At 40.2% G+C, this 24,959-nt stretch carries 22 protein-coding genes and 1 riboswitch; of the genes, 10 read left to right on the forward strand and 12 right to left on the reverse strand.

Annotated elements, in window-relative coordinates:
- The first annotated feature begins 29 nt into the window (after window positions 1-29).
- The 4 genes from G7B18_RS12770 to G7B18_RS12785 are packed head-to-tail and all read left to right on the forward strand — an operon-like array spanning window position 30 to window position 4,310.
- Entirely contained in the window at window positions 30-1,298 is a 1,269-nt protein-coding gene (locus tag G7B18_RS12770; RefSeq protein WP_164112132.1) for an aspartate kinase, read from the forward strand.
- On the forward strand, window positions 1,291-2,472 hold the full coding sequence (locus tag G7B18_RS12775) for a THUMP-like domain-containing protein (protein ID WP_164112131.1): 1,182 nt from the start codon (window positions 1,291-1,293) through the stop codon (window positions 2,470-2,472). The genes G7B18_RS12770 and G7B18_RS12775 overlap by 8 nt, the downstream gene beginning before the upstream one ends.
- Window positions 2,473-2,524: 52 nt before the next feature.
- Complete coding sequence (locus G7B18_RS12780) at window positions 2,525-3,514, forward strand: LLM class flavin-dependent oxidoreductase (protein WP_164112130.1); 990 nt, start codon at window positions 2,525-2,527, stop codon at window positions 3,512-3,514.
- 10 nt (window positions 3,515-3,524) lie between these two features.
- Window positions 3,525-4,310 carry a hypothetical protein gene (locus tag G7B18_RS12785; protein WP_164112129.1) on the forward strand — a complete coding sequence of 262 codons (786 nt, stop codon included), beginning with the start codon at window positions 3,525-3,527 and terminating at the stop codon, window positions 4,308-4,310.
- A gap of 6 nt (window positions 4,311-4,316) precedes the next feature.
- On the opposite strand, the gene G7B18_RS12790 is transcribed toward G7B18_RS12785, so the two are convergent.
- The 3 genes from G7B18_RS12790 to G7B18_RS12800 form a co-directional block, all read right to left on the reverse strand.
- Window positions 4,317-5,390, reverse strand: coding sequence for an acyl-CoA dehydrogenase (locus tag G7B18_RS12790; RefSeq protein WP_164122874.1), 1,074 nt, complete (start codon window positions 5,388-5,390; stop codon window positions 4,317-4,319).
- Window positions 5,391-5,446: 56 nt separating this feature from the next.
- Window positions 5,447-6,046, reverse strand: a complete 600-nt coding sequence (pnuC, locus tag G7B18_RS12795; protein ID WP_164122876.1) for a nicotinamide riboside transporter PnuC — start codon at window positions 6,044-6,046, stop codon at window positions 5,447-5,449.
- Window positions 6,047-6,087: 41 nt separating this feature from the next.
- A riboswitch (TPP riboswitch) is annotated at window positions 6,088-6,214 on the reverse strand.
- Between the two features lie 5 nt (window positions 6,215-6,219).
- Window positions 6,220-7,743, reverse strand: a complete 1,524-nt coding sequence (locus G7B18_RS12800; RefSeq protein WP_164112126.1) for a malate:quinone oxidoreductase — start codon at window positions 7,741-7,743, stop codon at window positions 6,220-6,222.
- A gap of 293 nt (window positions 7,744-8,036) precedes the next feature.
- On the opposite strand from G7B18_RS12800, the gene fabG reads away from it, so the two are divergent.
- Together fabG and G7B18_RS12810 are read left to right on the forward strand one after the other, a co-directional pair.
- Window positions 8,037-8,780 (forward strand): 3-oxoacyl-[acyl-carrier-protein] reductase, encoded by a 744-nt coding sequence (gene fabG / locus G7B18_RS12805; protein WP_164112125.1) that lies wholly within the window; start codon window positions 8,037-8,039, stop codon window positions 8,778-8,780.
- A gap of 78 nt (window positions 8,781-8,858) precedes the next feature.
- A complete protein-coding gene (locus G7B18_RS12810; RefSeq protein ID WP_164112124.1) occupies window positions 8,859-9,839 on the forward strand; it encodes an acyl transferase in 981 nt (326 codons plus the stop codon).
- Window position 9,840: 1 nt separating this feature from the next.
- Here the strand turns inward: G7B18_RS12810 and G7B18_RS12815 are convergent, their stop codons facing one another.
- Entirely contained in the window at window positions 9,841-10,704 is an 864-nt protein-coding gene (locus G7B18_RS12815; protein WP_164112123.1) for a neutral zinc metallopeptidase, read from the reverse strand.
- Window positions 10,705-10,879: 175 nt separating this feature from the next.
- Here G7B18_RS12815 and G7B18_RS12820 point away from each other — a divergent pair, with 175 nt between their 5' ends.
- The gene (locus G7B18_RS12820) at window positions 10,880-11,458 is read left to right on the forward strand and encodes a PhnA domain-containing protein (protein ID WP_164112122.1); all 579 of its coding nucleotides are present in this window, start codon (window positions 10,880-10,882) and stop codon (window positions 11,456-11,458) included.
- A gap of 293 nt (window positions 11,459-11,751) precedes the next feature.
- Entirely contained in the window at window positions 11,752-13,875 is a 2,124-nt protein-coding gene (locus tag G7B18_RS12825) for a hybrid sensor histidine kinase/response regulator (RefSeq protein WP_164112121.1), read from the forward strand.
- Between the two features lie 12 nt (window positions 13,876-13,887).
- Here the strand turns inward: G7B18_RS12825 and ispE are convergent, their stop codons facing one another.
- Window positions 13,888-14,700, reverse strand: coding sequence for a 4-(cytidine 5'-diphospho)-2-C-methyl-D-erythritol kinase (gene ispE, locus G7B18_RS12830; RefSeq protein WP_164112120.1), 813 nt, complete (start codon window positions 14,698-14,700; stop codon window positions 13,888-13,890).
- Window positions 14,700-15,929, reverse strand: coding sequence for a DEAD/DEAH box helicase (locus G7B18_RS12835; RefSeq protein WP_164112119.1), 1,230 nt, complete (start codon window positions 15,927-15,929; stop codon window positions 14,700-14,702). Before G7B18_RS12835 ends, ispE begins: the two co-directional genes overlap by 1 nt.
- Before the next feature lie 187 nt (window positions 15,930-16,116).
- Here G7B18_RS12835 and G7B18_RS12840 point away from each other — a divergent pair, with 187 nt between their 5' ends.
- Window positions 16,117-16,395, forward strand: coding sequence for a DUF4342 domain-containing protein (locus G7B18_RS12840; RefSeq protein ID WP_164112118.1), 279 nt, complete (start codon window positions 16,117-16,119; stop codon window positions 16,393-16,395).
- Window positions 16,396-16,857: 462 nt separating this feature from the next.
- A complete protein-coding gene (locus G7B18_RS12845) occupies window positions 16,858-17,247 on the forward strand; it encodes a hypothetical protein (RefSeq protein ID WP_164112117.1) in 390 nt (129 codons plus the stop codon).
- Window positions 17,248-17,549: 302 nt separating this feature from the next.
- Here the strand turns inward: G7B18_RS12845 and G7B18_RS12850 are convergent, their stop codons facing one another.
- The 6 genes from G7B18_RS12850 to G7B18_RS12875 all read right to left on the reverse strand — a co-directional run bounded on the left by G7B18_RS12850 (window position 17,550) and on the right by G7B18_RS12875 (window position 24,954).
- The gene (locus tag G7B18_RS12850; protein ID WP_164112116.1) at window positions 17,550-18,296 is read right to left on the reverse strand and encodes a succinate dehydrogenase/fumarate reductase iron-sulfur subunit; all 747 of its coding nucleotides are present in this window, start codon (window positions 18,294-18,296) and stop codon (window positions 17,550-17,552) included.
- A 75-nt stretch (window positions 18,297-18,371) separates the two neighbouring features.
- Window positions 18,372-20,288 carry a fumarate reductase/succinate dehydrogenase flavoprotein subunit gene (locus tag G7B18_RS12855; RefSeq protein ID WP_164122878.1) on the reverse strand — a complete coding sequence of 639 codons (1,917 nt, stop codon included), beginning with the start codon at window positions 20,286-20,288 and terminating at the stop codon, window positions 18,372-18,374.
- Between the two features lie 17 nt (window positions 20,289-20,305).
- Complete coding sequence (locus G7B18_RS12860; protein WP_164112114.1) at window positions 20,306-20,962, reverse strand: succinate dehydrogenase cytochrome b subunit; 657 nt, start codon at window positions 20,960-20,962, stop codon at window positions 20,306-20,308.
- Between the two features lie 12 nt (window positions 20,963-20,974).
- Complete coding sequence (locus tag G7B18_RS12865) at window positions 20,975-22,405, reverse strand: anion permease (RefSeq protein ID WP_164112113.1); 1,431 nt, start codon at window positions 22,403-22,405, stop codon at window positions 20,975-20,977.
- Window positions 22,406-22,458: 53 nt separating this feature from the next.
- Window positions 22,459-23,607: a porin gene (locus G7B18_RS12870; RefSeq protein ID WP_164122880.1), complete on the reverse strand. Its 1,149-nt coding sequence runs from the start codon at window positions 23,605-23,607 to the stop codon at window positions 22,459-22,461.
- A gap of 141 nt (window positions 23,608-23,748) precedes the next feature.
- Window positions 23,749-24,954, reverse strand: coding sequence for an NAD(P)/FAD-dependent oxidoreductase (locus tag G7B18_RS12875; RefSeq protein ID WP_164122883.1), 1,206 nt, complete (start codon window positions 24,952-24,954; stop codon window positions 23,749-23,751).
- Between the last annotated feature and the right edge of the window lie 5 nt (window positions 24,955-24,959).

The following is a 24,959-nucleotide window of genomic DNA, read 5'->3' on the forward strand; positions in this document are numbered from 1 at the left end:
CCGTCACTATTAATATATATAATACATTAATGCAGGTTTTTAAATTTGGTGGCGCATCTGTAAAAAGTGCCGATAACATAAAAAATGTAACTTCCATATTGTCGAGATACAAGTCTTCTGAATTACTTGTCGTAGTCTCCGCTATTAACAAAACGACAAACAAACTGGAAGAACTTACACAGGCCTACTACTATCAGGAAAAGGATACATTTGCATTATTAGCGGAAATAAAAAAAGATCATTTTAATATTCTTAAGGACTTGTTTGAGGATGCAAATCATCCGGCATTTGATGAAATTAATAATTGTTTTGTGGAGATTGAATGGATTTTAGAAGAAGAGCCTCAGGATACCTATGATTATCTTTTTGACCAGATAGTATCTGTCGGAGAATTGGTATCTTCTAAAATACTTGCAGCGTACTGCTTGCATATCGGTATCCCTACAAAATGGATTGATGCACGAAATTATATCCAAACCGACAACACCTATCGCGAAGCTCAAGTTAACTGGGATTTAACGGAAGACAAAATAAGAAGGGATCTACCTGAAATCCTGGACAATAATTTGATTGTGACTCAAGGTTTCATCGGGTCTACTTCTGAAAACTTTACAACAACGTTAGGAAGAGAAGGATCCGATTATTCAGCTGCAATTTTTGCCTCTTGCCTTAATGCGGAAGATATTACCATATGGAAAGATGTACCTGGAGTTTTAAATGCCGACCCAAAATGGTTTGAAAAAACTGAACTGATTCCGGAATTGTCTTATACTGACGCAATTGAGTTAACCTATTACGGAGCCACGGTAATACATCCCAAGACTATCAAGCCATTACAAAACAAGAAGATCACACTTAATGTAAGATCGTTCTTAGATCCGGAAAGCCCGGGGACGAAGATCAGAACAACAAATCAGACACTTCCTGTTCCTTCGTTTATATTTAAGGTAAATCAGACCTTCATCAGTATACAACCGCGTGACTTCTCCTTTATTGTGGAAGATAACCTGAGTCATATCTTTAATCTTTTTCACCAATATCGTATTAAGGTTAACATGATGCACAACAGTGCGATCAGCTTTTCGGTTGCTATAGACAGTACTGGTCAGAACATCGAAACTTTGCTGGCGGAGTTAGAAAAAAGATACAAAGTCTCTGTAGAACGGGGTCTTGAATTGATCACCATTCGTTATTATAATCAACAGACAATCGACCGCGTACTAGTAAATAAGGAAATAATTCGCGAACTTAAGGACAGTTATACTTGTCAGATGTTAGTGAAAAATATTGATGAATAACCATATACTGGATAAAGAAGTACAGGCCTTTATTAAAGCTAACCGGGAGCAATCACCGAGTAGCATGGCTTTAAAGAAAAGTCCGTTTAATGCAGTAAGTTCTTCGGAAATTGCTGCTCAGATCGATGGCTGGCAGCGTGCAGTACGGAAACTTCCGACCTGGGCTTTCTCTTCTAATATATATTATCCGCACAAGATAAACATCGAACAATGCTCTTCTGAACACACCGCATTGATCAAACAGACGCTCATCAAGAAGGGAAGCAAAGTTGTGGATGTTACTGGCGGTTTCGGTGTCGACAGCTGCTATATGGCACAGGAGGCGGAAATCGTCGTGCATTGCGAACTTAATGAGAGATTATCACAGATCGTCAAGCATAACGCCGCTGTACTAGGAGTTCCCAATTTGGTCTGTATCGCAACCGACGGCGTAGAATTCGTCAGAAATCAGGATAATAATTCATTAGATTATATCATGATCGATCCCTCAAGAAGGATCAATAATTCTAAAGTTTTTCTACTGGAAGATTGCGAGCCTAACATCATCGCCACCCAAGATATGTTCTTTGAGAAGTCAAGGTTCATCATCTGTAAGGTATCTCCGTTACTGGATATCAGCACTGCATTACAAAAATTAAAGCATGTCAAGCTCATCTATATTATAAGTGTAGATGGAGAGTGTAAAGAGTTATTATTTATTCAAGATGCTAATTATACGGGCGAGCCTAGACTTGCAGCGATAAGATTATTTCTAGATCAAATCCAGACGCTTAATTTCACTTTAGAGGAAGAGAGACAGACTTTAATACGGACTTCACAGCCGCTAACTTATCTATATGATCCTGATGTTTGCGTTACGAAGGCCGGCGCTTTCAAAACCGTAGCCAAGCGATTCAACCTTTTCAAAATACATACACACTCCCATCTGTACACTTCTTCCGATTTCCAGGAAGATTTTACGGGAAGGACATTTCTTATAAAATCAGTATTTACCCTATCCGCTTTTAAGAAAAGACAGTCCATTGACAAGGCGAATGTGGCTTCAAAAAACTTCCCGATGAAGGTTGAAGAAATTAAGAAAAAGTTTAAAATCAAAGATGGTGGTATCGAGTATCTTTTCTTTACCACGGACTATTTAGGTAATCCGATTGTCATACATGGACATAAGGTTTAATAAAAGACAAAAGCATTACAGATCCTTTTTTCATTCCTTGTATCTTTAAGTTATGGAAAAACTAAAAATTTCTGTGCTAGAGTTAGCAACCATCTGTAAAAACAGCAATGCATCGGAAGCTATCAAGAGAGCCGTCATCGGTGCCCAACATATAGAACGTTTAGGTTATCATCGCATATGGCTGGCCGAACACCACAACATGCAGCATATTGCCAGTTCGGCCACCGCAGTACTTGTTGGTCATATCGCGGGCAAAACATCACGAATACGGGTTGGGTCGGGAGGTATCATGTTGCCTAATCATACCCCTTTGGTGGTGGCCGAACAGTTTGGCACATTGGAAAGTATCTATCCCGGTAGAATAGATTTAGGTCTGGGGAGAGCACCAGGCACCGATCAACTCACCGCAATGGCGTTACGTCGAAACAACCTTAATACTTCGTTCTACTTTAAAGACGATATCTTAGAACTTCAACGTTATCTGGATGAAAACAATGTTGATGCAAAAGTCCGGGCATTTCCAGGCGAAGGTCTCGATGTGCCAATTTATATCCTCGGTTCTAGCACAGATAGTGCTTACTTAGCAGCTGAACTTGGACTCCCCTACGCATTTGCAGCCCATTTTGCTCCAGCAATGTTAGAGCAGGCTTCTGCAATATACTACAGCAACTTCAAGCCTTCGCCGACCCTAAAAGAACCCTATTTTATTATTTGTGTCAACATTGTGGCTGCATCGACGGAGACTGAGGCGCATGTCTTGTCAACTAGCTTGTTCAATATGTTCGCAGGGATATTGACCAATTTAAGAAAACCTCTATCTCCTCCTACTGACAAACCCATTTATCATGGAATACCTGAAATAGAAGAAGCTGTAAACCGCATGGTTAGCTGCACTTTTATCGGTACAGAATCGATCATCAAAAAGGAGGTGCTTGATTTTGCAAATCAACACAAAGCCCATGAAATAATGACAACAAATTATATCTTTGACGATGCAAAGCGTTTGGAAGCTTTTGACATTATCGCCAGCGCATTACATTAGATATAGGTATATGATAAAATACGGCTATTGCTTTCTGTTCATGGTTCTTATTTCCGCCTGTCAACAAAAGGCGAGCGAGACCCAAAAAACGAGGACAAACGATTCGGTTGGCGTCGGTATAATCGTCCAAAGTGATAGTATTGCAACATCTATAGTGCCCCACAAGATTCCGATCTCCTCAGACTCGATTATCGAAGGGCATGTATTAATGCCTGTTCGTTATCGTGTATGGGGAGATCCCGTATCAAAGATTATCAACAAGAACTGGCTTGAATTACACTTAAAAGACGGTTCTTATGCAGTAACTTCTGCGCTTTACCACATCGAAAATGAAGATGAGGAACCCTGTTCAGGCCTTCCGACGGAGACGATTGTACCCAAAGAAGATGTTTTAGTATTCTTCAATATACCTACCATACAAAAAGGTACTGTAGACAGTATCGCTTTTACAAAGTCGATCATTGAACCAGGAGAGCCATTCCAATTTACGTATCAAGATCAAAAGTATCAGCTACAGGCTTCAGGTATCCGATTCTATAAAGATGAAGAACGGAATAACCCAAATACCAACTATACCCTAAAATTGTATCGCGAGGGCAAACTCATTCGTACGTTAATCAACCAAACATCTTATAACGATACGGCCACCGAATTAAAATTTATTGGAGACCTGGACAGGGATAAACAATTAGACTTTATCTTTTCCAGCCCGAGGGATTATGAAGAGATGCGTCTACTCATCATATTATCTGGTAGTCCACAAGCCTATGAAGGCATTATGCAGTTTGACTGCTAGTGACGGTTAAATGTTCAAAAGGCTATGCTGTGTCGCTGTAAATATATTTCTAAAAATCGTATTTAGCTCTGTGCCGTTTTGTGCCGCACTAATGCCCAACAATGGGAACAAACGTGTCGTTTCTTCCCGAATGTCTTTTACCATCTGTCTAGATGAACAAGCTATATCCTCTAAAAGTGTTGTTGTTATCGTTGATTGCTTAGATCCGCGCCATAATAGATCAGCGAGTAGACTTATTTTATTTCTATCTGATTCAAGCTGAAGCCTAAGGGTGTCTATGTTTCTAAAATACTCTTTTCCATGTTTTGATAGCCAACTCTCTACTTTAGATTTTTCGAAAAAGTACTTTTCGACCAAATCCAGATACCTTCTATACATTCCTAAGTAGTTGACAAGAAGTGTCAACTCTGCAAAAGGCATAAAAGGAATCCGATACAATGCTGTATCTACTGTACGATGCTCAGGTTTGATCTGAAATGCATAATTCGGCTCTATAGCAACATGGTCCAACGAGAAGCTATGGCTTGCGGTGCAAGCCAAACCGAACGAATCCCAATCATAATGTACAAGTACTTTGTCCCGCGGTACTAGGAATGAAAATACAACCTGTTCTCCCAAATCATCCAGTCTTGGCTCTTCACCATCAAAAACAAAGCTATTTAATGTAAAATGGCTTAAATGAGGCGCACCAGTTGCAAAGCGCCAAAACCCAGTAAGTGTAAAGTACTCGCCGTCCCACACAGCTCTTCCCGAAGCACGTCCCGAACCACCAAAACAAACCTTTGGATCTGCAAATATTTTTGTGGTCAGTCCTTTGTTCAAGTACCCCGCAAACATATTTGCTCCAGCACATAGCGTCACCGTCCAAGCCATACCACCATCCCAATAAGCTAGTTCTTCCAATAATGTCAAACCATCTTGTAAATTCAGTTCCAATCCACCCAGGGAAGTAGGCACCCATATATTAAACCAGTTATTTTCGTAGATCAAGCCGAGTTGACCGTCTACCAAAGTCTTCGCTTCTATAGATGCCAACTGATTATCTCTTATCACCTGTATAGCATTTTCACAGATCATCATTTTTTTAAATATTAAATTCGTAGCAGATTCTATTACACTTACGAGTAGCCCTTCGTTTACGAAAACTTCATGAGCTTTCGCCAATTAAAATAGCCGAAGATAGCGACAATAAATAAAAAAGTAGTAAGGGCTGCAAAAAGATAGAGCTCTTTATGTATTAACAACGGTATCGCAAACAGGTTACTAACGTTAAGTAGCAGCCAATTTTCTACCTTTCGTTTGGCCAAAAGCCACATCCCGGCCCAAGCAGTGGCAGATACCCAGGCGTCCCAAGCGGGAACATCGGAGTCTGTAATATGCTCAAGCACTAAAAACAATAAAATAAATCCAAGCACGCTAATTATCGCGACAATACTCCAATCTCTCTTTGTGCAATTAGTGATAGGTTGTTCTCGCGCATCCTTATTATTAGACCAATACCACCATCCATAGATGCTCATAACTAGGTAATACATATTTAAGGCAATCTCAGCATACAATTTAACTCCAAACAGTACATACATACCCGATATAATGCCCATGATTCCGAAGAAATAATTAGACACTTTATTATTTTTAGAAAGCAATACCTGCGCGACACCACAAAGTACCGAGAATCGTTCTAACCAAGAAGTTTGCTGAAATGCACTACTAATATTTTCGATAATATTTTCCATTAAACAATGTAATCAAGAACACTATTTATGGGTATGCTTTGATAGAAGAGCAAAATTAATCCCTACGCCAGCATTATCTGGATCAGGTTCCTCCTACTGAACGCAGGATTGGGTATAATCTCAGCTCGGTTCCGCATGAATACGGAACCTGCACCCCATAATTATTTTATTATCTAATCCAATTTCAATACACGATGTGTGTGCTTACGCATTTCTGCACACAATTCGGCATTGTTGTTAAGAGACTGTCCCCAAGAAGGTATCATCTCTCGAAGCTTCTTTCTGTATTCATCAGATTTTGCACGTTCCGGAAAGCAACGTTTTAATAGTTGAATCATGATTTCTACGGAAGTAGAAGCACCCGGCGAAGCACCAAGCAAGGCTGCAATAGAACCATCTGCACTAGAGACTACTTCAGTTCCGAATTCCAATATACCACCGTGTTTCGGGTCTTTCTTAATCACCTGTACACGTTGTCCAGCCTTCTCTATCCCCCAGTCTTCCATACGGGCTGTAGGCATAAATTGTTTCAAAGCATCCAATTTATCCTTTGGCTTTTTCATGACCTCCGTAATCAGATATTTTGTCAATGGAAGATTGTCTAATCCAGCCGACAACATTGGCTTAATATTAGATAGTTTTATAGAAGCCGGCAAATCAAAATACGAGCCCTGTTTTAGGAACTTTGTTGAAAATCCAGCATAAGGACCAAAAAGTAATGCCTGTTTACCATCAATATAACGCGTATCCAAATGCGGTACTGACATTGGAGGAGCCCCTACAGACGCTTTACCATATACTTTAGCATGATGCTGTTTTATTATCTCTTCGTTTTTGCAACGCAGCCATTGTCCTCCGACAGGAAAACCGCCGTATCCTTTTGCTTCTGGAATTCCAGATTTTTCTAAAAGCAACAAGGAATGTCCTCCGGCGCCAATAAATACAAATTTAGCTTTGATCTCCCGCTTCTCACCTGTTTTGAGATCTTTAACTTCAATCTCCCAACGACCATCATCTTCCCGTTCAATGTCTTTAACCTCTTGCTGCAAAGCAAGCCTAATGTTTTCCTTTTTATCCAAGTAAGCAATCAAATCCCGAGTTAGCGCACCAAAGTTTACATCTGTTCCGATATCCATCTTAGTGGCAGCCATAGGTTCATTGGCAGCACGTCCCTCCATCATCAATGGAATCCATTCTTTAAGCACAGATTTGTCTTCGGTGTACTCCATGCCTTTAAAGAGCGTTTCTTTTTCCATAGTCTCAAATCGAGTCTTTAAAAAACGAACATCGTTCTCTCCAAACACAGCACTCATATGAGGCACTTTACGGATAAAGTGGCTCGGATTTTTAACGATTCCTTTCTCTACCAAATATGCCCAGAACTGCTTGGACACCTCAAACTGCTCTGCTATCTTTATTGCTTTGTCTACTTTTACAGATCCATCTGCTTGCTCGGGCGTATAATTCAACTCACACAAGGCAGAGTGACCAGTACCAGCATTATTCCATGCATCCGAACTCTCTGCTGCAACAATATCCAAACGCTCGATGATTTCAATATCGATATCTGGATTTAACTCATTGATTAATGTTCCAAGAGTAGCACTCATGATACCACCACCGATCAGAACGACGTCAACTTCAGTATTTTGTTTTTTCTTGCCCATGACTTGTTTAAATTGTTGCAAAATTAACATTCGTATTCGTTTATCACGAATGAATTTGTCAAAATTCTCTCATTTCCATTACCTTTTATCAAATCAAAATTGAATAGTTTCAAAAATTAAAAATTATCGTCAACATTTAATAAACTTAGTACTATCTTAAAATTTACTTATTTTTGTGCCTCAACAGTAAAAAACGAAAAGTTTGTATATGAAATATCGGTGTAATATTTGGTTACGCATCTCGAATAATCATAATTTGCGGATATTCCTTTTGACAGAAAAAATAAACCGAGCTTCCAAGCTCATGAAATAATTATATACATATGAAATTACTTGAAGGAAAAGTAGCTTTAGTCACAGGGGCATCAAAAGGAATAGGACGTAAGATTGCTGAAGTTTTTGCACAGCATGGCGCAAATGTCGCATTTACCTACCTATCTTCTGTAGAAAAGGGTCTAGCACTAGAAAATGAATTACAGGCATTCGGAGCAAAAGTAAAAGGGTACCGGTCGGACGCTTCTAAATTTGATGAGGCGGAAAACCTGATCAATGATATCGTGAGCGAATTTGGGACGTTGGACATCGTGGTTAATAACGCAGGGATTACCAAAGACGGTTTGTTAATGCGTATGACCGAAGAAAGCTGGGACGATGTTATAAACATCAACCTTAAGTCTATCTTTAATATCACGAAGGCGGCCTCTAAAGTAATGATGAAGAATAGAAAAGGGTCGTTTATTAATATGTCTTCGGTAGTTGGCGTACAGGGTAATGCCGGACAAGCAAATTATGCGGCTTCAAAAGCTGGTATTATTGGATTTACAAAGTCTGTTGCTAAAGAACTTGGCTCTAGAAACATCCGCGCAAATGTAATAGCGCCGGGATTTATCCGTACAGAGATGACAGAGATCTTAGACCCAAAAGTGGTTGCGGGTTGGGAAGCTGGTATTCCATTAAAACGTGGGGGCGAACCTGAAGATGTTGCTAATGCTTGTCTTTTTCTGGCATCCGACTTATCGTCTTATGTCACAGGACAGGTATTACCTGTAGATGGTGGTATGTTATAGCTATTTTTAAGAGTTTTCCTTGATTAGAACCAAGGAAAACTCTTAAAAACTTCATTTTTTTGCTTTAAGTTTGTACCTATGATAAATAGGGATCAGGTTTTCAATATACAGACAGCGTTAGAGTTCAACAGAGCCGCTTTAGAAATCTTTCGTTATCAGGCACAGCATACACCTGTTTACCGGGACTACCTAAAAGCACTAAGAATTGATACACACAGTATAACTGAATACAGGCAGATCCCTTTCTTACCAATACAATTTTTCAAAACACAATCGGTATTGGCAGACGGCCTATCTCCAGAGCTAACATTCATCAGCTCCGGTACTACAGGGATGACCAGCAGTAAGCACCATGTACCCGACTTAAAATGGTACGTTGAAAGTTACAGAAATACCTTTAAACTTTTCTATGGTGACATACAAAATATGACTATTCTGGCCCTACTACCCTCCTATTTAGAGCGTGACGGGTCTTCGTTAATCTACATGGTAGATGACCTTATCCAGTCCTCCGAAAAACCGGAAAGCGGCTATTTTCTATACAATCATCAAGAACTGTACTATACGTTAGAAAATCTACAGCATAAAGGCAAAAAAACGATACTTATAGGTGTGACTTATGCCCTACTCGACTTTATAGATAACTACAGCATCAATTTTCCTGAACTGATTGTCATGGAGACCGGCGGGATGAAAGGCAAGCGCAAAGAGATGGTACGGGAAGAATTGCATCAATTGTTAAAAAAAGGATTTGGTGTTCAGGCTATACACTCAGAGTATGGGATGACCGAGTTGTTGTCCCAAGGCTATTCTTATGGAGATGGTTTATTTTATACTCCCCCTTGGATGAAGATCCTAATCCGGGATACCAACGACCCCTTAAGTCTCTTGGAAAACAAAAAAACCGGCGCAATAAATGTCATTGATCTGGCAAATTATTACTCCTGTTCTTTTGTTGCTACCCAAGATCTTGGAAAGATCCACGTCGATCAATCTTTTGAAATCTTAGGTCGTTTTGACAATTCTGATATCCGCGGCTGTAATCTTTTAGTACAATAAACTACTTCAAACTAGGGGCATTAAACGTGTCTCCGGCTTTTAGGTCTCCGGTGTCATAACCTTTCTTAAACCAATAGGCTCTTTGTTCAGAGGTACCGTGTGTAAACGACTCTGGATTAGCATGTCCTTGGGCTTGTTTTTGTATGTGGTCATCTCCTACTGCTGCTGCTGCACGCATTCCATCGACAATATCTTCGTAGGTCAATTTAACATCTGAGTTTTCATTGACATAGTGCGCCCATACACCAGCATAAAAATCAGCTTGTAGTTCTGTCATTACAGAAATCTTATTGTACTCCTGCTCACTTATCTTCGCGCGCAAGGCATTTGTCTTTTGCAGTACACCTAGAATATTCTGTATATGGTGCCCGACTTCATGTGCAATCACGTAAGCCAGTGCAAATTCTCCTTTAGCACCAAATCGTTCTCGAAGTTCGTCATTAAATGTCAGGTCGATATAGATACTCTGATCTGTGGGACAATAAAATGGTCCGTAAGCAGACTGCCCCACACCACAACCGTCAGTATCTGTCGTTTTATCATACACCCTCAAAGTGGTTGGAAGGTATTCACTATTCGCTTGCTCTCTAAATAGTTTCCCCCAAACGTCTTCCGTACTTTGCAGCACTATCCTCGAAAATTCCGTCAATTCTTGCTCTTCAACACTCAGTTCTCGAGGTTCACCACTTGTGGTCTCCTGTTGCGTCGCTATCTGTTGCAATAGCTGGCCTGGATCACCTCCCATAAAAAGTCCGATTAACAGAATGATAACGCCTCCTATGCCACCTATTGCCACTTTACCTCTTGAGGACATACCTCTTCTATCCTCAAAATTGTCACTTTGTTTACCGCCTTGCCATTTCATAGCTTTATTAATTTAAGTCAATAATTTCTTGTTAATAGTACAAAATCTCTGCCAAAAGAAACCAATGAAATCTGTCTTTTTGATAAGTCATTCCCCGACCTCCTTGGTCTTGCTTTAACTATTCCCGTTCAATCTAACAAAAAAACAAAAGCGAAAAATTGTGTATCTTTGCAGTATGACTTTAGAGAACTTATTAGCCGAAAGAAGCGGAAACCAATGTGAGCTTTGTACAAGCAATTCAGACCTTTCTAAATACGAGGTCCCCCCTACTTCAAACGCAAGCTTAGAAAACTGTATCTGGATCTGTGAACTATGTAAATCACAAATAGAAAAAAGAGAACAATTAGACGCCCATCACTGGAAAATTTTATCAGACACGATGTGGTCCGAACACGCACCCGTACAGGTTGTTGCCTGGCGCATGCTTAGCAGATTAAGAAACGAAGGTTGGGCGGCTGATAATCTGGATATTCTTTATCTTGATGATAAAAATCTGGAATGGGCAAAAAAAACGGGAGACCACGAACAAGATGGTACAGTCGATTTTCACCAAGATTCCAACGGCACACGTCTGTATGAAGGTGATACCGTTGTATTGATCAAAACATTGGATGTCAAGGGCTCTTCCTTAAATGCAAAACTCGGAACTGTTGTCAAAAACATCCGATTAGTACCTGATAATACGGAACAAATTGAAGGTAAAATTGAAGGTCAAACTATCGTAATTCTAACAAAATACCTACGTAAAGGATAAAATAAAAAAGGAACTGATGTTCCTTTTTTATTGAATTATTGCCGCATTTCTGTCTAGGAGAAAAAAATCTTCTTTCTTCACCATTAAATTCTAAAAAAAACGACATCTTTAATTCGTTTGCAAAATCCATTTTATATGTAAAAAATATTTCATATTTGCACAAATACAATCAGTAACATTAAATTCTTTGGTTAATTTTCTTACATTTGCACAAACAAAAAAAAGGAATTAACACACAGTATATTAATGTTTTAATCACAACACATTAATATACTGCAAAAAATACTAGGTTCGTGCCAGATAAATCAAATTTAACTTTAAGGAGAATAGTATTATTCAGCCTTGTTCTATCATTTGCAATATTAAGTTCGATATTTTTCTATCAGTATCTACAATACAAGAAGGTTGAAAATAGATTAAATGCGGCATATTCTTCAGGACAACTACAATCTCCTGCACTGTATAAATTGTTTTCTACATTTACCGAAGCTGACAATCTATTCCGCCTATACACAATAAATTTTGATGAGAATGATTTCCAAGGCTACCGTAGTAAACTGGACACAATTAAAATAGTAGTTGACTCTTTGGCTGCCCTACCTATGGAAAGCAACCCCGTCAAAGTCGACCCAAATGGTGTGACACAAAGTAATCTAGCATTGCAATACGCCTACTTGAAAAAACAGGTAGATGATATCGTATATTATGCCCAAGACTCTTTGCTCGCACTGACAGCACAAAAAAAAAGGATCTCGCAGAAGCCGCGTATCACGCAGTCTGATTCCGTCATTAGCCAAATCCTTCGAGACACGTTAAAAATAAAGCAAGAGAAGGATACTGTTGTACGAAAAAAAGAAGGACTTTTCAACAGAATATTTAAAGCAAAAAACGACACACTAGTCAATCAAAGTACCAATGAGGTGTTGAATTTAAATCAGGTAGACCTCGTACAACGCAACATCGACCACCTGATTTCAACCAATGAGAGGATATATAGGAATAATCTTCGCGATCTACGTGCTATATTACTAAAACTTCAAAGTGCCGAAAAAGACCTTATACTTTCGAACTACACGCTCTTGAATAATTTAAAAGCCGGAATAGAGAATTTAAGACAGATAGAACTCGACGAAATTCGAAAAGCAGAAGAAGAGGATTTCATATTATACAAAGAAAATTCCGAAAACTTTAGAAGCCAATTAATTATCTCATTATCTATTATGTTATTGATGATTTTCTTTCTAATATATTATCAATATGAAGTCGCTTCATACGAACGAAAGTTACTTAAGGAAAAAGAGTATGCTTCAAAAATAGCAGAAGAGAAGACTAATATACTTGCAAACATCAGTCATGAGATACGTTCGCCCCTGGTATCGTTACAGGGAATCGTGAATCTTCTGAAAAATAATAACACCGCTAAAACAATAGATAAAGAAATAATTCAGACTGTAGATAACGATATTGCGGTTATCAATACGACCATAAATGATATTTTAAGCCTTAGTAAGTTAGAGTCGGGGGCCTTGGAAATCAAGTTTGATTACTTCTCGCCACACAAACTAGTGGGAGACACAGTTAGTCTACATCAATATCAAGCCGAAGTTAAAAATCTAGAACTTCGCTTAGAAAATAATATCAACCCTTCGTTGCTTATCTGGAGCAATGCATTCCGTTTCAAGCAGGTGCTATCCAATTTGTTATCTAACGCCATAAAATACACCCAAAAGGGAACCATTCGCATCATTACCAGTGTAAAAAAAAGCAACGATAAGCAAAAGGTTGTTATACAGGTCATAGACACCGGGGTAGGCATTCCTGACGGCAAAAAAGATCAAATATTTAGAAAATATTATGTTGCGGATAATAAAAATAAAGCCGGAGGTTTTGGATTAGGTTTGTATATATCCAAATTATTATGTGAACAGATAAAAGGTTCAATTTCCTTTACAAGCGAAGCTGGCAAAGGAACGCAGTTCACTTTCACATTACCAATCGAAAAGAGTCGGGTTCAAGAGAAAGAGAGCCGAGTTCTATCTATTTCCGATCTCCCTTCCGATCTTAAAATCGTATTTATAGATGATAGTCGTATTGGGCTTTTCTTTGTACAGCAACTGTTCAAATCGAGCCAAAATGTTCATTTATTTGATAACAGCATCCAAGCTTGGAATTATATCAGATCCAACTCAGTAGATATTGTTATCACCGATCTACTCATGCCGGGACTCAATGGTTGGGATATCCTAAACCATGTCAAATCTGATGATACCAAGGTCGCAACAAAAGTTTTGGCCTGTACAGCGGAGAATATGCTCTTAGAAGCTAAATCGAATCAAAAATATCATTTTGACGGCATCATAAATAAGCCTATTAATGAAACCAATTTAGTCTCCACCTTACTGAGAATAATACAATAACGAATTGACTTACTAGCACGAAAGATCTACAGGGTAGTATACTTTGCCCATCTCACTCAGCTCATCAAGGTTCACCTGTTCTGGAAAAATGCCATACACTGCTGATCCAGAGCCGGACATAGCTGCGTAAATAGCTCCCCTCTGGTACAACTCATACTTGATTAGTGCTACTTGTGGGTACCTTTCAAATATGCCGAGTTCAAAATCATTGACCAGATGAAACTTCCACTCCTGCATCGGCAACTGGATTGCTCTTCTTAAATCTACTTTGGGCAATTGTGGTATGACATGCCCATAGGCCTCTGCCGTCGATATGTGTATTTCCGGCTTTACTACGGCAATAAAGTGATTAGAAAGATCTAATTCTATGGGCTCAAATGTAGTTCCGATCCCAGAAGCATACACGGGTTTGTTCGCCAAAAAGAAAGGGCAATCTGCCCCCAATCTTTCGGCATAATGTGCTAACTGTTCTGTAGTTAGCCCCAACGCATTATAATCATTTAGCATTTTCAGAACCTGCGCCGCATCCGATGAACCACCACCTAACCCGGCGCCTATTGGGATGTTTTTTAAGAGCTGAATATGAACTGGCTTCAGTTCGTAGTCCTGTTGCAATATACGATACGCTTTTTCACAAAGATTGTCTCCCTGCTCAGGGATAGTCAATCCACTCGACTGAAAAACTGTGCTTTCAGACGGTGTAAGCTCTAACACATCATAGAGTTTAATAGGGAAAAACACCGTTTCGATATTGTGATAACCGTCTGCTCTTTTTTCGGTAACCAATAGTCCCAAGTTGATCTTGGCGTTAGCAAATGAGATCATTACGACGAAGCCTTTTTTTGTTGATTAAATTTTTTGTTTCTATTAAATGGTTTTCGCTTATTTCTGTTATTGCTCTTCAATTTCGGGGTATACTCAGGTCCTGCAGCAAACCCTTCTGGCAAAGGCACTTTGGCAATTTCGTATTCGACCAATTTTTCAATCAATGCAAATTTACCTTGATCCTTCACATTAATAAAGGTAATAGCAGTACCGGTAGTTGCCGCGCGAGCGGTACGTCCCACACGGTGCACGTAGTCTTCTGGATCCGGAGGTACATCATAATTGACAACCAAACTAATACCTACGATATCTATACCCCGAGAAATAACATCTGTACCAACCAGTACATTTAGCTTTTTGGCGCGAAAACGACTCATAATATCTTCACGTTCCGACTGCTCAAGATCCGAGTGAAAGCCTTCGGCCGCAACTCCGCTTTTTATCAATTCTTTCGTGAGTGTTTTCACGATCTCCTTCTTAGAAGCGAAAACAATCACACTGGAATACTTAGGATCTTTGAGGATATAGCGGATCAGATCGATTTTATACTCATCGTACACCAGGTAGGCGTGCTGGTCAATCCCTTCTGATGGTTTCGAAATAGCAATATTTATCTCTATAGGGTTGTGCAATATCTTTTTAGCTAGTCCTCTGATTTTAGGAGGCATTGTAGCAGAAAATAAAAGCGTTTGTCGTTTCTGAGGTAAATAACTGATAATACGTACAATATCGTCATAAAATCCCATATCTAACATAGTGTCTGCTTCATCGAGCACTAAATGTTTCAACCCGCTGAAATCAAATTTGCCAGAGGCCATATGACTAATTAACCGGCCTGGTGTAGCAACGATAATATTAACACCTTCACGAATTGCTCTTTTTTGTTGCTCGTAGCCCATACCATCACCTCCACCATATATAGAAATTGATGTAGTCCCCGTAAAATATCCCAGACCCATCACCTGTTGATCGATCTGCAAAGCTAATTCCCGCGTAGGAACCAGTACGATCGTATCTACACGCTCTTGAGGCTCCTGTCCATTTTTATGCAAAATAGGCAATAAGTAAGCCGCGGTTTTGCCCGTTCCAGTCTGAGCACAGGCGATTAAATCTTCGTCGCGTAATATGACCGGTATGGTCTGTTCTTGAATGGGTGTAGCTTCTACAAACCCCATAGTATCAAGCCCCTCTTCCAATGTAGGAATGAAGCCAAATTCATCAAATCTCAATGTATTGAAATATCTATATTGTTAAATTACTCGAAGTTACTAATTTTTACGCAATAATCCGATGCCTCTTTACCGACTCATTTTATACTTTCACCGAGCATCCGCCCAAACTAACCTATTTATGCTATACCAATCCGGCCAGCCATACTACCTTTGGACTATACAAACAAGTAAAACAACAAATAACATGGCAACTAAAACAACATTCGACTTCAATAACGAAAACATCACAAGCGGTTTTCAAAAAGTATTCACCACAATACAGGATTCCAAGATCAGCGTATCCTCCAAGTCTGGAAAGCAATGGATAAATATCCCTTTGATTTTCGCATTGGTTATCGCAATTATTTTTCCTTTTATTGCTATTCTTGCAGTGGCTTTGGTTTTACTTTCGATTATTAAAATCACTGTTGAGCGTGAGATTAAAGAGACAAAAGATCCAAATAAAATGATCGAAATAAAATAAAACTGTGTAGCCCATGTATCTATAAATGGAGATGTGGGCTGCAACTAATTTTAAAGGTAAGCTCCTTTTACAATCCAGCTTCCTATCCGTTTATTATACCGCAGTGATTATGTGATCAGCGTGACTTTAATAAAGATCCGCAACAGTTTTATACTCGTCAATAGAGGTGCCTTCCTACTAGATTTTAGGCCTTTTCTTCCTGATATTATAGGTGTCTCGTCTTCCCAGCCGTACGCCCCAAAAACAGTCATTAATCGCGAAGTTCCATTTCTACTATTCCTCCACTTATACCACTAAGTCCAAGAGTCCCACTTTGCGGTAAGATGAATTCAGATAAACTATACGATATCGAATTACAATAAAATCTCGTTAATTTTTGTTAACAAAGTATCGAAGCTGACGATTGGCATCGCTATTGTCATATTTCAATGACATATTTTTATAAAACTAAAATTTATTTGTATGAAAACAACTTTTAAAATCTTGAGCTTATTCTTTGTCACAATCACATTGTTCACATTCTCTGCCTGCAGCAAAGATGATGATCCTGCAGACAACGATCTTTTTGTAGGAAAATATGAAGGTACTGTTTCATTTAACAGCACCAATGATAGTGACACTGATGTGGCGCGTACCAACGGTTCAGTAACCGTCACAAAAATCGGTGACAAGTACGCTTTCAACTTTTCCAATGGAATACCTACGTTGGGAAACATCATAATGGAAAAAGGAGACAACAACACAATTCTTTTCAGTGACAATGGGATTGGAACGATAACAGTTACCGCTTCGGATCTGGATATTATATATACCAAAGACGGTAAAGCTTGGACTGCAGATTGCAAACGATAAATTAGCTAAACAGCGTATACTACAACCAATAAAAAAAGTGAATTAAATTTCACTTAGTGTTATTAATACACTATATTTGTGACATCATAATTTAGGTTTATAATTGGTTATTAAAGGTTTTCATTCTCCCCGTTTGAAAACCTTTATTTTAACAACTACATCTAGAATAATTTGGATTGATTTAGATTTTTAAAATTATACTGTTTAATACAATTTGTGGTATTCATAGCGTTGGGACACTACAAAATAAAGACGAGGGCGATTCTCCGCTTTCGTCTTTTTCGTATGTTAATAGGTTGTTTTTACTTTCGTCTCAACAATGCCCGATTGTATTCGTAATTCATCCGCGCTATATTTAACACCGATACCCCCTGTGGGCATTCAACTTCACAAGCTTCGGTATTCGAACAATGTCCAAACTCTTCTCTATCCATCTGTTTGACCATCCGAAGGACACGCTCCTGTCGCTCTTCCTTACCTTGCGGCAACAGAGCCAAATGGTTTATTTTAGCGGAGGTAAACAATGCGGCACTTCCGTTCTTACAAGTTGCCACGCAGGCTCCGCAACCGATGCAAGCTGCTGCATCAAAAGCTTCCTCGGTGACTTGATGCGTTACCGGTAGCGCGTGCGCATCGGGCGCTTGTCCTGTATTTATAGAAACAAACCCTCCACTTGAAATAATGCGATCAAACGAAGTTCGATCCACCCTTAAGTCTCTTTTTACAGGAAAGGCGGCTGATCTGAAAGGTTCTATAACGATAGTGTCATTCTCTTTAAATGAGCGGAGATGTAATTGGCAAGTTGTTGTATTCTTCAATGGACCGTGCGCGATACCATTGATCATCACTCCACACTGTCCACATATTCCCTCTCTACAATCGTGATCAAATTCAACCGGGTCTTCCCCTCTCAAAACCAGCTCTTCATTAAGTGTATCAAGCATTTCTAAAAATGACATGTGCGGATTTAAATTTTTCAAAACATAATCCACCAATCGTCCTGTAGATTCCCGATCCTTTTGTCGCCAAACTTTAAGATTTAATATCATATGTATCTATTTTTTTAAACAACCATTAGAAACTTATTTCCGATCAATCGTAAGGTTCTATAAACTATCCTTCTCCTATTTGTAACTACGGACTATAGGTTTTACCACTTCAAAACTAAGTTCCTCCTTGTGCAGTACAGGGTCTCTATCCGCTCCAGTCCATTCCCATGCCGATATAAATTGAAATTCCTGATCATTACGCATAGCTTCCCCCTCGGGCGTCTGATATTCTTCGCGAAAATGGGCGCCACATGATTCATTCCGGGTCAATGCATCAAAACACATCAATTCTCCTATTTCCAGATAATCGGCTACACGACCGGCTTTTTCCAATTCACTGTTCATGGTTTCTGCCGTTCCAGACACTTTTACATTTCTATAAAAGTCCTCGCGCAACTTGCGAATTTCCGTGATTGCCCAGTTCAAGCCCTCTGCATTACGCGCTAAACCGCAATAATCATACAGAATCTTTCCCAACGTTTTATGATAATAATCAACCGTTTTATTGCCATTAATAGCTACAAGACGCTTAAGATTACGCTCTACGTCGGATTGAGTCCTTTCAAATTCTGGATGATATACGTCAATCTTCCCAGTATGTATATCTCCCGAAAGATAATTAGCTATGGTATAAGGCGCAATAAAATAGCCATCCACCGAAGCCTGAAGTAACGAATTGGCCCCCAATCTGTTAGCGCCATGATCAGCAAAATTAGCCTCACCAAGAGCAAAAAGCCCCGGTATAGTGGTCATCAACTCATAGTCAACCCACAATCCACCCATCGAGAAATGGGCAGATGGAGAAATCATCATAGGCTCTTCATAAGCGTCAAAGCCTGTTATTTTAAGGTACATGTCAAATAGATTACCATACTTCTCCTCGATCTTCTCTCGTCCCTGTTCGCGAATAGCCTTTGCAAAGTCCAGGTACACGGCATTTTTCAAGGGTCCGATCCCAAATCCAGCGTCAATACGTTCCTTTGCTGCCCGCGAAGAAATATCGCGAGGGGCAAGATTTCCGAATGCGGGATATCTTCTTTCCAAATAGTAATCTCTTTCTTCCTCGGGAATATCATTCGGGCTCCTGGTTTCATCCTCTTTCGTAGGAACCCAAATCCGGCCATCGTTACGTAACGATTCGGACATCAACGTCAATTTCGATTGATAATCGCCCGATTGGGGCAGCGATGTAGGATGTATCTGTATCCAACTGGGGCTCGCCATGAGCGCGCCCTTTTTGTGGGCACGCCAGATAGCCGAACCATTACAGCCCATAGCCAGTGTAGATAGATAATATATCTTTCCATACCCTCCGGTAGCCAGTACCACGGTATGAGCCGCGTGCCTTTCCAGCTCACCTGTATCTAGATTTCGTACAATAATACCCCTAGCCTTTCCATCAATTAGAACCAGATCCAACATTTCATGCCGAGAATAGAGCTTCACAGCTCCCTTTCCAACTTGCCGCATTAATGCTTGATACGCCCCTAACAACAACTGCTGCCCCGTCTGTCCCCGGGCATAAAACGTACGGCTCACCTGCACACCTCCGAAAGATCTATTATTCAAATAACCACCATATTCCCTACCAAAGGGTACTCCCTGGGCTACCGCTTGATCAATCAAATTTAGCGAACACTCGGCCATACGATATACATTAGCTTCCCGCGCTCTAAAGTCTCCCCCCTTTAAAGTATCGACAAACATCCGATATACGCTGTCACCATCATTTTTATAGTTTTTAGCAGCATTTACGCCTCCTTGCGCGGCCACAGAATGTGCCCGCCTTGGGCTATCCTGAAAGCAGAAAGCTTTGACCTGGTAACCCATCTCAGCCAATGAAGCAGCTATCGAACTTCCTGCCAAGCCGGTTCCCACGACAATCACATCTAATTTCTTGCGATTCGCTGGATTGACCAGCTTTGCCTTCTTCTTAAAATTATCCCATTTATGTTCCAATGCCCCCTCGGGAATTTTTGCATCTAAGTTCATAAGCTTTGATCTTAAGTTTAACTCTTAGTGATATATATATAAATGGGCATCATCGCAAAACCCACACAAATTAAAACGGCATAGATCTCCCCCGCTATCTTGAGCCATCGCATGTATTTTGGATGAAACAATCCCAGTGTTCTAAAAGCGCTATGTAAGCCGTGAATAAGATGATAGCAAAGTGCAATCATCGACAGCACATAGATAACCACATACCACCACTCCTGAAAGGTAGTCACTACCAACAGGTAAAGATCCCGATGACCATTGCTATCTAAGGGTAGTTCCCCAAACTTATATACATACCAGAAATTTTTGAAGTGAATAACGAGAAAAATTAATACAATCGAACCGAGTATCCCCATATTACGGCTATACCACTTGCTTGCTCGACCTCTCTCATCTTTTTGATATCGTTTTGATGATTTATTGTTCTTCATCGTCACGATCAAAGCATCGGCAACATGCAGGATAATACTCAGATATAAGACATAGGAAACAATTTTTATCAATGCATTACCCGACAAAAAATTAGAATACCAGTTGAACTGAAGGCGTGCCTCCTCTTCGGGCATAAATAACTGTAAATTACCCAACAGGTGTATTGTTAAAAAGAAAGCTAAAAATAGTCCAGTCAGGCACAGCAGCATTTTACGAGATAGTGTTGTCAACATCGCAGTATAATTTTAATAATAACCAATTACTTTCATCCATAACCCACCCACAACCATGTAGATAATCAAAAGTAGAATACCTATCTCTAATCCTCTTAACCACCAAGCCTTGAGCTCTACGTAACCACTACCAAAATACACAGGAGCAGGTCCATGCCCGTAGTGTGTCAAGACACCGTAGATAGAGCCCATAAAACCAAGCATCATAGCCAATAGCATCGGCGGGATTCCTAGAGAAATACCCACACCCAGCAAGGCAGCATACATAGCGGCTACGTGTGCGGTCGCACTCGCAAATATGTAATGGCTGAAAAAATAAACCAGAATAATCACCGGAAATGCTACCATCCAATTCAAGCCACCTATCTGTACTTTAACGATATCACTGAACCATGCAATAAATCCTAACTCATTGAGCGAGCTCGCCATCATTACCAGTACCGCAAACCACACTATCGTATCCCAGGCCCCTTTCTCTGCTTTCACATCTTCCCATGTCAATACAGAGGTCAAAAGTAGTAACGTCAGGCCGATAAACGCCGTAGTTGTCGCATCAATAGATAATGACGCTCCAAAAATCCACAAAGCCAATAAAATAAAAAATGCTAACAACATCAACCATTCGTTAACTTTAATAGGTCCCATTTCATTCAGCTTCTCTGTCGCCATTTTTGCTGCGCCACCCGTTTTTTTTAACTCTGGTGGATAGAGTTTATAAAGTACCAGCGGAACAATAAAAAAAGCTGCTAGCCCAGGGATAAATCCAGCGATTGCCCATGACATCCAGGAAATATCAACGCCCAGATTCGCAGCAAATTTCTGACACATCGGATTGCTCGCAGTCCCGGTTAAAAACATAGATGAGGTAATGAGGTTCATGTAATAGCTATTGAGCGTCAAAAAAGAACCTAACTTCCTGTGGGTAGTCGGATCCTCCGGTACAGAGCCAAAACTCATAGCCATGGATTTCATGATCGGATAGATGATACCTCCTCCACGAGCGGTATTACTCGGAATGGCCGGTGCCAGACACATATCTGCCAATCCCAGCCCATAGGCTAGGCCCAAGGAGCTCTTACCAAAAATTTTGATAAAAAGAAAAGCGATGCGGTTACCTAGTCCCGTTTTAATAAAACCCCTAGCGATAAAAAAAGATATACCAATCAGCCAAATCACCTTATCACCAAAGCCACTCAACGACTTGACGATAGAGCCACTGGCATCGCCAGGAGCAAGAACCTGTGTCAACGCCGTAAAGCCAATCGCCATCATACACATCGTTCCCATCGGTGCGGCTTTTAATATAATACCGAGGATAGTAGCCGCGAATATGGCAAATAAGTGCCACGCCTCAGGACTCACACCGTCTGGCGTGGGTATAAACCATAGTGCTAAAGCAATTAAAAAAGTAATACCTATCTTTTTAATACTAATTTCTTTCATATGCGTATGATTATTTCACAATCCGCCAGCTGGCGTATCCCTTTGATTTTCAATTAAAGTCTACTCTGTACCTGTACAATAAATAAGTTGCCGTTATAGGTCGTTGTATTTGATAGCTGTGTCTTATATCGATCCATTTGCATCCCTATCTGTATGCGTGCACCATAATCTTTTAAGAACTCCAATCCCAACATCGGTGTGATGGTCTGTCTCGGGTTCGAATTTTGGCTAAAATTTCGGTCCAGGTATTCATAACGGCACGAAGCTTCGATAGACGATAGATTCTTATGCTTGATTTCATAACGAAGGTTAGGTAGGAAATAAACGCCACGCACTAAAAATTCATTAATGCTCATAGGCCTCTCTCCATCAGGTAAAGCTGTATACATTGCATGATTGGACGCTTGTTTGCCCTCCAGTTGCAAATCAAGAGACCACTTTGGCGCCAAGGCTACGTTGGCCACGATATCTGCTCCCCAAGCGTATACATTCTTTCTAGCCACCTCTCCTACACCACCGTTGAGCCCAATATTCAATGCGTACTTCTTGGATAACCCAAATACCATCCTAGTCATATACTGTTTGCCGTTATCATTGTCGGAAACTTGATTTTTACCGTTCCCATTGACTGCAGATATCGCGTACTGAAAGGGTAACTTTCCGAGATGAAACGTCCCTCCAATTGATGCACCAATCTGGAAGCTAGTCCACCCCAGCTTGCCGAATTCGAAGTACTGATTAGACCAATCCAAGGACTTTATGATATCTACGGGATATGTTTCCTCAATTCCAAACCAGGGTCTGAACTGCCCCACTGTAACAGCAATTTGAGGACTAAATGTATATTTCAAATAAGCATTTTCCAATACACGAGCCTTAGGATCATTTTTAAAGTCTGCCAGATTAACAAGTGCGATGACTTCAGTTCGCTTACTTATTTTAGCTTGTACCTGTGCACGCATATATTTGAGTAAAAATGAATTGCTTGTTCCGGAATGATCCTCATGGTGCAGACCAGAAACATCAACATCATCATTTGCACTGACAACATATCTCGCTTGGAATAAGCCTTTAAACTTAAATGAAGGGTGTTTTTCGGACGTTTTTCCCCAAGTGCTATCTGGCACCTGACTATAGTTTAAACCAGGCATAGCGCAGAAAACCACAAACAGAAAAGCAAGGTAAATGTATGTTCTTTTCATAAGGTAATACACGATTACATTTGTCTAATATCAGTTGGCTATAGTCTATACAAATTGTAGTGCCCATTTGTTTTGAATTAAAACATTAACGAAAAAACCATCGCAAAATGCAATGGTTTTAAACGATAAGTTATACGATTTTTACCTTCCGAAGGCAAAAAGCCGTTCTAAAGGGTGGATTCTATTCTTCAACCAGAGAGATAACATTTCCATGCCGACAATTGAAAACGTGATCCCATTCCCCCCAAAACCCAATACGAAGTAAGTGTCTTTAAAATCCTTATGTGTCCCAATATAGGGCAACCCATCCTTGGTCTCTCCAAATGTTCCGGTCCAGGAAAAATCTGTGTAAAATGTACGCTCAGGGAACAATTGGCCGAAGCTCCTATGTAGCCGATCGGCTTTTTTATTCAACAACGCGTCCCGTCGAACCGGGTCTTGAAACTCCTCATCCCCGCCACCAATCAACATTCGGCCATCATCTGTACAGCGCATATAGAGATAGGGCTCATCCGTAGTCCATATCAATAGATCTTTCACCTTCTTACAGGCAGCCTCATCTATTTCAGATACTATAGCATAGGTGCTTAATAAATCAACAAATTTTTCTTTAATCAAGCCTTGACTTTCATAACCGGTACAGTACACCACTTTTTCCGTCCTAATCATAGCACCTGTATTTAATTTACATCTACTTTGCTTTTTACCAGAAGACACCGCTAAAAGTTGGGTCTTATCGAATATACGTAACCCACGATTTTGATTGTAAACCAACAGTTCATGCAGGAGGCAAAATGCGTCAACACTAGCTCCCTGGGCAGAAAGAATACCACCATACCCCCTTTTTAAACCGAAGCGCTGCGTTATTGCTTCCATATCTAACCACGAAACCTCAAAGCCTGCTTCGGCTCTTGCATCCAGCTCTTTTCTTAATCGAACAACATCCTTTTTCCTTGTCGCTAGGTAGAGTGATTCCTTCTTAACAAAGCCCGCTTTTGATTTAATCTCAACAGCAATTTCGCCTAATCTATCGATGGCAGACGAGCAGGCTTTATAACTCGCTTCGGCTTTTTCTCTACCAATCATCTCGCTGAGCCGATGCAAAGGCACATCGATCTCGTATTGAAGCATTGAGGTAGTCGCCGACGAACTTCCGTTGCCGATCTCGCGCTTGTCAATTAACACCGTATTGTATCCGTCGGAAATACATTGGTGAGCTATCAATGCACCCGTAATCCCCCCACCCACGATAAGCACATCGCATTCAATATCTTCTCTTAGCGAGGGGTAAGAATACATCAAACCGTTCTTTACTAGCCAGAAAGGTTCCGAAGATTTTAAATCCATACAGT

This window comes from Sphingobacterium sp. xlx-130 (assembly GCF_011007405.1).
In the GTDB taxonomy this organism is placed as follows: Bacteria; Bacteroidota; Bacteroidia; order Sphingobacteriales; family Sphingobacteriaceae; genus Sphingobacterium; species Sphingobacterium luzhongxinii.